Raw genomic sequence first — 7,628 nt, 5'->3', positions numbered from 1 at the left:
TCCAGATCGATCCGTCCCCCGCTGCCGACCGGGTTGATCTGCCCGGCCGGCAACCCCCGCAAACTGTGTGAGAGCTGGGGTCATTCTAAAACAAGATCTCCAGATCGCGGTCGACCATGACCGTGATCCGCGTGCCCTGATCGACATGGATCACGGGGCGGATCGCCAGATAGTCCTGCATGACGCTTTGGGTGCTGTCGCGCAGGTCGGTGCCCACGTCGCTCGCGATGTCGGCCGCAGCCTCATCCTCGATCTGTCCGGCTGCGGCTGCGGGCAAGGCCCCGATCAGGGAGATCAGTGCGGCCGAACCGAAGCGCTGCGCAAAGCGGGTGTCGACAAAGCCGGTGGTGCCGGTGCGGCCGAGCTCGTCGCCACCAAAGGCGCTGATCTCGACTGTCTGGTTGTCGGGCAGGATGATGCGGTCCCAAGCCACCATGACTCGCGACTGCGCGAGCGCCACATCGGAGCGATAGCGCCCCACAAGACGTGCACCGCGCGGGATCAGGACCCGCGCGCCGTCGAAGGAATGCACATCTTCCGAGACGATGGCCCGGATTGCACCGGGCAGCGTGCTGTCGAGCGCCGTCTCGGTCACGGCCTGGATCATCGTGCCCTGCACGACGGTGTTGCCGGGGTTCACGATCACTTCGGCCCGCGTCACTGCGGCAGGTCTGGCGCCCGCGCGCACGAAGGCTTCGTCCTCATTCAGGCGCGCGGCTTCAAGGCTGTTCTCTCGGTCGGTCCCTGCCCCCATCCCGGAAAACGCGATCATGGGCGAGGCGATGCGTTCGGCCCGGGCTTCGGCCTCCGCGATGCGGCGGCGCTCAAGTTCGGCGAGCCGCAACTCTTCCTCGTTCGGCCCGAGGTCGGTGGGGGCAGGCGGGGTCAGCCGCGCGACTTCGAGGTCCATGCGCAGCTGGTCGAGCTCGCGGTCGCGTTCGGTCAATTGCCGCTCGAGCGCGCGCTGCGCCTCGGTCGAGGCCTCCTGCAGCGCCGCGATCTGCGCCGTGAGATCGGCGATAGCCTGCTCCGCGCCGCTGTCCGATGCCTCGACAGGCCGCGCGCGCAGGTCTTCGAGTTCCGCCCGAAGCGTCGCGAGGCTTTCCATCAGCGCCAGTTCCGAGGCAGAGGGACCGGTCTCGGCCGGCGGCGGCGCAGGCTCTGCAACGGGCATGGGGGAGAGGTCGCCGAAGCCCGATCCCGCGGTCTGGAACTCTTCGGGGGCGGCAGTCGGCAGAGGCGCTTCCGGCGATGGCTGCAGGGCGGCCCATGCCAGGCCGCCCACGGCCACGATCCCCGCCACGCCGAGGATGGCGGCCAGCGGGGAAGGCCGTGCGGCACCACGCTTCTTGTCGCCCGTTGCTTCAAGAGCCGCCAGGCGCGCGGACAGGTCTTCGGTGTCCTGGCTCATGACGTGGGTCCACCCATATCCTGAACGCAGACCTCGTCTTCCCCGAGGCGCAGGACCCATTGGCGGTTCACACCCGAGACACGGATGACACCGTCCTCGAGTGCCGTGCTGTTCACCGCCCGCTCGCCACCATTGGCATAGCGGAAGATCGCCGGGACCGGCGCGTTCCGCGCGAAGCGGAAGTAGGTGAAGGTGCCGTCATCCCAGATGGCTGTCGGTGTGAACTCCTCCCGGGCGCTGACGGCATAGTTCGCGTTCGGCGCCTCTGCCGCGACCGCCCGGGCCGGTTGAACGCGGCTCTCGGGATAGCGGAACTGCACGACGTAATGCGGGGTCTCGCGCGCCTCGACCACATGGAAATAGTAGGAGCGGCGGTTCGTGTAGACCGTGATGTTGGTGGCCACACCCGAGGCTGCAGGCTTGATCGCGAAGGCGCGTCCGCCCGGCACACCGTCGAACTGGAAGCCCACCGTATCGCCCGCGATGATCGAGCGGATGGTCTCCCCCTCGCCGAATTCGACGGTGGTGACCCGGGTCAGGGTGGTGACGATCCGGTAGACCTGCCCCTCGGTCCAGGTGGCGATCCGGACGCGGTTGTCATGGGGACCGGGGCGCGGCGTGGTCTCGGCAAAGGCTGCGGGTGCGGAGAGCGCGAGGGCACCAGCGACGAGAAGGGCGTGAACGGATGTGAGAACTGGAACAGAGGTCATTCGGATCGGTCCGATCGGATGGCATATTGGGTGACGGTGAAGCCGAAGGGGTTCTGCCAGACATCGTCGATCGAACGGGTCCGTTCGGGCTGAAAAGCGAACATCAATGTTGCGGTGAAGGATCCGTCCTGCGCCCCTTGCGGGCTGGTCAGGCGCTTTCTGAGACGCACCTGCGCGCGGTTGTCCCCGATGAGCGTGATCGAGGCGATCTCGACGGCCATCTCTGCGGCTGGGCCGTAGCGGGTCGGCGGGTAGCTCTCCTGCCCCGAGGTCCACATGGCGCGCATGCTGGCCTCGGCAGCACCGCTGGATTGCGCCAACACACGGCGCACGCGTAGATCGTTGTCGAGCTGGTTGTACGCCTCGCGATCCAGAATGTAGCGATAGATCTGCGCCTCGATGATGGCCGGGCGCTCGGCAAGCGATACCGTCTCAACCGTTGCATTCGGCAGGGCCAGACCCGTGGCGGGATCATAGGGCACGACGACCGGTGGGGGCGTCTCGACCATCAGGGCGACAGCAGCGGCCGCAAGGCAGCCGAAAACGCCAAAGCCCGCCCCACCAAGGCCGATCATCCGCCAGAGCTGCTCCCGGCGCAGTGCGCCATGGATCAGTTCCTCCTCGACCAGTTCGCGCGTGCTCATGCCTGCCGTCATATCTGGTGCCTTGCTCATGGCGCGAGGCTCGGCAGGGTGAAGTCCATGTAGCGGCGCTCTTCGGCGACGGTGGCCGCGTCCACGACGCCCGCATTACCCGCGCCGAGGGTCTGGATCGCTTCAAGCTCCCACATCCGCGTCATGGCGATGGCGAGTTCCGCCGTGACGCGGGTATTGTGGTCCATCGACGCCTTCAGGTCCTGCATGTCGGGGATCAGGGAGACGAGTTGCTCGACGCGCTCCAGCGATTGGGCCGCCTCGGCGTGGCTGTTCTGGGCTGCGGCCGACATCACGGCGCCGGTCGTGGCGCGGGTCGCAACACCTTCCGCGCCTGGATTGCCGCTGGTGGCGATCTCGCGGAGTGAATCCTCATCGAAGCCCGCACTGGCCAGCGCCTGTTCCATCTGCGTGCGCAGGGGCCCTGCATTGGGGCCGATCAGGCTCGACCAGTCGCCCGCCTGGATGCCGCGGATCAGGCCTGGGATGTCTTCGAAATTAGCTTGCAACAGGTTGTCGAGATCGCCGCCCATGGCCAACCCAAGGATACTGCGCGGCCCGGTGAGCGAGGCATACATTTCGTTCAGCTGATCGAGCTGGCCTTGCAGCGTCTCCAGTTGTTCGAGCGCATTGTCCAGAAGATCGGTCTGGATCCCGAAATCCTGCAGCATCTGCTGAAGCTGGCGGATTTCCTGGGCGATGTTCTGGGTGTCGACCGTGGGCACGCCCTGTGCGGCGACGGGGCCCGCGAGGGCAAGGCCAAGCGCGAGGGTCGCGGCGGTAGTGGTAAGGGAAATGCGCAGTGGCCTTCTCATCGCAATGTCTCCTGGGTGAAATCCATGAACTGCCGCTCGGCGGCTTGGGCTGCGGCCATGGCGAGTTGTTCCTCGCTGAGCGGCTGGGTATGGGCGGCCTTGATCCGGGTGCGGATCGCGACCAGCCGGGCAAGCTCGGCGCGCGCATAGGTGTTGAGCGCGATCGCCTCGTGCAGGTCTTCGGTCTCACCGATGCGGGTGATGATGTCCTGCACCCGCAAGGCGGCCGCGCGGACCGAGACCAGCGAGTAGTCGCCGTAGACACCCGCCCCATGGGCCGAGAGGCTGAAACTCGCATTCGCCAAAAGGACAGGGTCGATGGTGCCGAGCGCATCGATGCCACCCACGGCGGCGAGATAGCTGTTGTACTGCTGCGGGATCACCACAACGTAATGCTGGGTTTCCGCGAAGGGCGGTACACCGCCGTAGTCTTGCACGTTGCCCGGGCCTGCGTTGTAGGCCGCAAGCGCGTGGATGATGTTGCCATCGAACATGTTCAGCATCTGCGCGAGGTAGCGCGCGCCGCCGGTGACCTGCAGGTACGGGTCGTCGTAATAGGCGGGGTAGATCCCGAGATCGCCCGCCGTGCCGGGCATGATCTGGGTGAGGCCAAACGCCCCCACAGGGGAGCGCGCCCCGATCTGGAAGCGGCTTTCCTGCCAGATCAGCGCCTGCAGCAGGCAGCGCCATTGCACGAGTGAGAGCCCCGCGCGGCTTACGCCGGGCAGGCTGTGGGTGTGACGCGCCGCTCGGATGATCAGCTCCTCCACCCCTTCCCGGGCATCGCCGAACATCCGGGCTGCGGCCGGGTTGTTGTCCTCGGGCGCATAGAGGCTGGCGGCTGCGCTTTCGATCTCGTCAACCACCCCCTGCCCCGCCTCGAGCCCGGCCACGGTGCCTGCGACATCGCCCGAGCCGAGGGACATGGCATCCATGAGCCCTTCGAGCGAGGCGAGTTGCTGGCGCTCGATCTCGGCCAGTTCCTCCTCCCGGCTTAGCCGGTCCTGCTGAAGTGCCACGTCGCGATCTGTCTGTTCGAGGATTGCCTGTCGTTCGGCAAACAGGCGCAGATCGAAGGTCGGCACGCCTTGGGCGGCCGCTGGCCCCGCCGTGGGACCAGCCAGCGCAAGGCTGACCATCGAGAGGGAAAGCCAGTTCCGCATGGGCTTAGCCGCTAGCCCCCAGCATCACGAAATCGCAGGCCGTGTCGCGGCGCGTAACGGCGGCCCCCATGGTCGAGATCGTCGTCGTGGCGGTTGCACCTCGTGCGGGCGTATCGCGGAAGTTGAAGCAGTTGGCCTGAGCAGGGTTATGTTGCGCGCAGGCTGTCAGGGTCAGGCCGAGGCCAAGCAGCACGGCGCTGCGGATGATGGTACGGGTCATGTCACTCTCCAGAAATCAGGGCGGTCCCGGTAGTCGGAGCCAACGAGGGCCTCGCCTTTCTCCATGCCGCCAAGGATGGTCACGAGCGGGCCGAGGGCGCTGAGATCAGCGTCGATCACGACGGAACCCCGGTCATCGCGCACGAGAGCCAGGCGCGAGGCGGAGCCGACGCCCAGAAGAACGTCGAGTTCTTTCTCGCTGAGGCCGAGCATCGCGTAATCGGCAGCCGAGGCGCGGATGTTGGGCAAGAGCACCTGCGTCGGCACGGCTTCCACGATGGTCTTGCCGGTCCGGGTACGTTCGAGCTGGCTGGCATATTGGGTCATCATCACGACGACGGCGTTCTGCTTGCGCGCGGTCACCAGCCAGTTCGAGAGCCGCTCCGCGAAGTAGGCGTTGTCGAGCGCCTTCCAGGCCTCGTCGATGACGATGATCGTGGGCTTGCGATCCTCGATCACGCGCTCGACCCGTCGGAACAGGTACGACAGGACCGCCATGCGTTCCCGCTCGCTCTCGGAATCGAGGATGCCGGTCAGATCGAAGCCAGCGACGTCCCCGTCGATGCTGAAGCTGTCCTCGGCATTGGCCCCGAAGATCCAGCCGTAGCGGCCCTCGGCCGTCCATTCCTGCATTCGCTCGAAAAGATCGCCCTCGTCATCGGTGGAGACGAGGAGCGAAGCGAAATCCGACCAGTTCCGCAGGCCTGCGTTTCCGGCACTCGCGTTCTGGCGCACGACCTCTTGCAGGCGGTTGGTCTGCACTGGGGTCAGCGGCCGGTCGCGGCGCTCGAGGAGGCTTGCCAGCCAATCGGCCAACCACGCCTGACCGCGGGCATCTATCTCGGTCTGCAGGGGATTGAGCCCCGTGGGTCGCCCTGCCCGCACGGTCGAATAACTGCCGCCAAGCGCGCGGACGGCCATTTCCATACCCGCGCGATAGTCGAAGACGAAGACCCGCGCACCAGCGCGCCGGGCCATGGTCATCAGGAAAGCCGCCAGCACGGATTTGCCCGAGCCGGGGCGGCCAAGGATCAGCGTGTGGCCTCCCGTGGGTTCGCGATCCGGTGCGCCCTGTTCGTGGAAGTTGAAGCGAAAGCCACTGCGCTCGGGCGTCGGGAAAAGCGTGATCGGCACGCCCCAAGGCACTTCATGCCCGGCCTTACCGAGTGGGGTGCGGTGGAAAGTGGCGAGGTCGGCGAAGTTGTGGTTCGTGATCGCAGCCTTGCGGCTACGCGCCCCAGTGTTGCCGGGATGCTGCGCCATGAAATGCGCCCGCGCCCCGAAGGCCTCCGAGATCAGGTTGATGCCGGAGGTCGCGGAGATGTTGCGGATTTCGGCTGCGATGTCGTCGAGTGCGGCCTGGCTGCGCGCGTAGACGGCCACCGTCATGTGGTGCTCGCCGAAGATCAGACGCTTCGATTCCAGATCGTCCTGGGCGAGTTCCAGCTCCTGCGCGAGGCTGACAGCCCCGTCATTGGCGGCCTGCATAAGCCGCAGCTGCCGCTTGATCCGGCCCGCCATGATGTTGGCGTTGATCGGCACGAAAGAGTGGGTGACCACCATGTCGACGGGAAGGTTCAGCTCGTCGAGCATGAGGCTGTCGGTCTTGGCGGGGTAGTTCTTCACCGCAAAGATCGCGCCCAACTTGTCGCCGACGGCACCGTCGGAAAGGGCAATGGTCGTGCCGCGGAAGGTGACGCGGGTGTTGGCGACATCCTCGGCGATCACGCCGAGGCGCGACCGCGGGAAGAGCGGGTGCTCCTCGCCTGTGTTGAGGGAGCCGAGGAAGCCCAGAAGCTCCCCGTTGCTGGCGGCAAGCAGGCGAGGCTTCAGCTCATCGAAGGACGACAGCAAAAACCCCACGACTTCGTCGAGCTTGCGCAAGCGCCGGGTCGTATCCGCCGAATGCCGCGCGCGGGATGTCCCCAGACCGAACGGCAAGCGGCTGCCCGCTTCTGGGCGCTTCAGCACGGTCAGGGTCAGCGTCTTGTCGCGAAGGCCAGATTGACCCAGATGCGTGCGCCAGCGCTGGTCGACGGCGGCCACGAAGCCCTCGCCCGGGATGGGCGGCAGGGTCACGTCGACCGCTTTCGAGACCTTGTGCAGGTAGAAGGAGAACTCGGTTCCGACCTGCGCGACGATGCCGGCGAGAAGCCCGCCGATCCGGTCGAGATGCGCATCCTCGCTCGTGGTGCTGTTCACCCCTTCCAGCCGGATGCATTGCATCAGCTCGTTGCCGCGCGTTCGGATCGTCCGGTCGGTCACGAGGCTCACATAGGGCAGCATCGTCGAGAGCCGCTTCTCGCCCTTGACCCACGCAGGCAGCGCGGTCAGCGGATCGAGGGCGTCGGCCACATCATCGGCAATTCCATCACGGGGCATAGCTGTCGCCCCCGTGCAGCTTGCGGTTCGCCGTGGGCGGGGTTTCCTGCAAGGTGATCACCAAGACGTCGAGGAAGTTCGGATCCCAGTCCGCGGCTTTCCAGAGCGCCGGCCAGGCCAGCCCCGCGAAGACGGCCACCACCCAGCTCTGGACCCAAAGGAAAAGAAGCGTCGAGCCGAAGAGCCAGACCATGGCGTACATGATCGGCAAGCCCATCAGCTTGGGTGGCCTGAGAAGGCCGATGAACACACGGGACTGGTCAGCCATGGACGGA

Annotated in this window: 8 protein-coding genes; all 8 read right to left on the bottom strand. The window is 66.3% G+C overall.

Features of this window, described 5'->3' with window-relative positions; translation table 11 throughout:
• Positions 1 to 85: 85 nt before the first annotated feature.
• From EV657_RS16845 to EV657_RS16810, 8 genes are read right to left on the bottom strand one after another with little or no spacing between them, the layout of a single operon-like run.
• Positions 86 to 1,411 (bottom strand): TraB/TrbI/VirB10 family type IV secretion system protein, encoded by a 1,326-nt coding sequence (locus EV657_RS16845; RefSeq protein ID WP_134078978.1) that lies wholly within the window; start codon positions 1,409 to 1,411, stop codon positions 86 to 88.
• Positions 1,408 to 2,121 (bottom strand): TrbG/VirB9 family P-type conjugative transfer protein, encoded by a 714-nt coding sequence (locus EV657_RS16840; RefSeq protein ID WP_166673729.1) that lies wholly within the window; start codon positions 2,119 to 2,121, stop codon positions 1,408 to 1,410. Before EV657_RS16840 ends, EV657_RS16845 begins: the two co-directional genes overlap by 4 nt.
• Positions 2,118 to 2,765 (bottom strand): VirB8 family type IV secretion system protein, encoded by a 648-nt coding sequence (locus EV657_RS16835; RefSeq protein ID WP_134078992.1) that lies wholly within the window; start codon positions 2,763 to 2,765, stop codon positions 2,118 to 2,120. Before EV657_RS16835 ends, EV657_RS16840 begins: the two co-directional genes overlap by 4 nt.
• 26 nt (positions 2,766 to 2,791) lie before the next feature.
• Complete coding sequence (locus EV657_RS16830) at positions 2,792 to 3,589, bottom strand: type IV secretion system protein (protein WP_134078976.1); 798 nt, start codon at positions 3,587 to 3,589, stop codon at positions 2,792 to 2,794.
• Positions 3,586 to 4,752, bottom strand: coding sequence for a lytic transglycosylase domain-containing protein (locus EV657_RS16825; RefSeq protein WP_134078975.1), 1,167 nt, complete (start codon positions 4,750 to 4,752; stop codon positions 3,586 to 3,588). Before EV657_RS16825 ends, EV657_RS16830 begins: the two co-directional genes overlap by 4 nt.
• Positions 4,753 to 4,756: 4 nt before the next feature.
• Complete coding sequence (locus tag EV657_RS16820; RefSeq protein ID WP_134078973.1) at positions 4,757 to 4,972, bottom strand: hypothetical protein; 216 nt, start codon at positions 4,970 to 4,972, stop codon at positions 4,757 to 4,759.
• Positions 4,969 to 7,353, bottom strand: coding sequence for a VirB4 family type IV secretion/conjugal transfer ATPase (locus tag EV657_RS16815; RefSeq protein ID WP_134078971.1), 2,385 nt, complete (start codon positions 7,351 to 7,353; stop codon positions 4,969 to 4,971). The genes EV657_RS16820 and EV657_RS16815 overlap by 4 nt, the downstream gene beginning before the upstream one ends.
• Complete coding sequence (locus EV657_RS16810) at positions 7,343 to 7,621, bottom strand: VirB3 family type IV secretion system protein (RefSeq protein ID WP_071676063.1); 279 nt, start codon at positions 7,619 to 7,621, stop codon at positions 7,343 to 7,345. Before EV657_RS16810 ends, EV657_RS16815 begins: the two co-directional genes overlap by 11 nt.
• Positions 7,622 to 7,628: the final 7 nt, after the last annotated feature.

This window comes from Rhodovulum visakhapatnamense (assembly GCF_004365965.1).
Lineage (GTDB): Bacteria > Pseudomonadota > Alphaproteobacteria > Rhodobacterales > Rhodobacteraceae > Rhodovulum > Rhodovulum visakhapatnamense.
Note: the sequence above shows the minus strand (reverse complement) of the source record. Positions and strands in the feature narration are given on the sequence as shown.

Coding starts and splice junctions, on each gene's coding strand:
- EV657_RS16845 (WP_134078978.1), bottom strand. CDS start 1,411: ATGAGCCAGGACACCGAAGACCTGTCCGCGCGCCTGGCGGCTCTTGAA.
- EV657_RS16840 (WP_166673729.1), bottom strand. CDS start 2,121: ATGACCTCTGTTCCAGTTCTCACATCCGTTCACGCCCTTCTCGTCGCT.
- EV657_RS16835 (WP_134078992.1), bottom strand. CDS start 2,765: ATGAGCACGCGCGAACTGGTCGAGGAGGAACTGATCCATGGCGCACTG.
- EV657_RS16830 (WP_134078976.1), bottom strand. CDS start 3,589: ATGAGAAGGCCACTGCGCATTTCCCTTACCACTACCGCCGCGACCCTC.
- EV657_RS16825 (WP_134078975.1), bottom strand. CDS start 4,752: ATGCGGAACTGGCTTTCCCTCTCGATGGTCAGCCTTGCGCTGGCTGGT.
- EV657_RS16820 (WP_134078973.1), bottom strand. CDS start 4,972: ATGACCCGTACCATCATCCGCAGCGCCGTGCTGCTTGGCCTCGGCCTG.
- EV657_RS16815 (WP_134078971.1), bottom strand. CDS start 7,353: ATGCCCCGTGATGGAATTGCCGATGATGTGGCCGACGCCCTCGATCCG.
- EV657_RS16810 (WP_071676063.1), bottom strand. CDS start 7,621: ATGGCTGACCAGTCCCGTGTGTTCATCGGCCTTCTCAGGCCACCCAAG.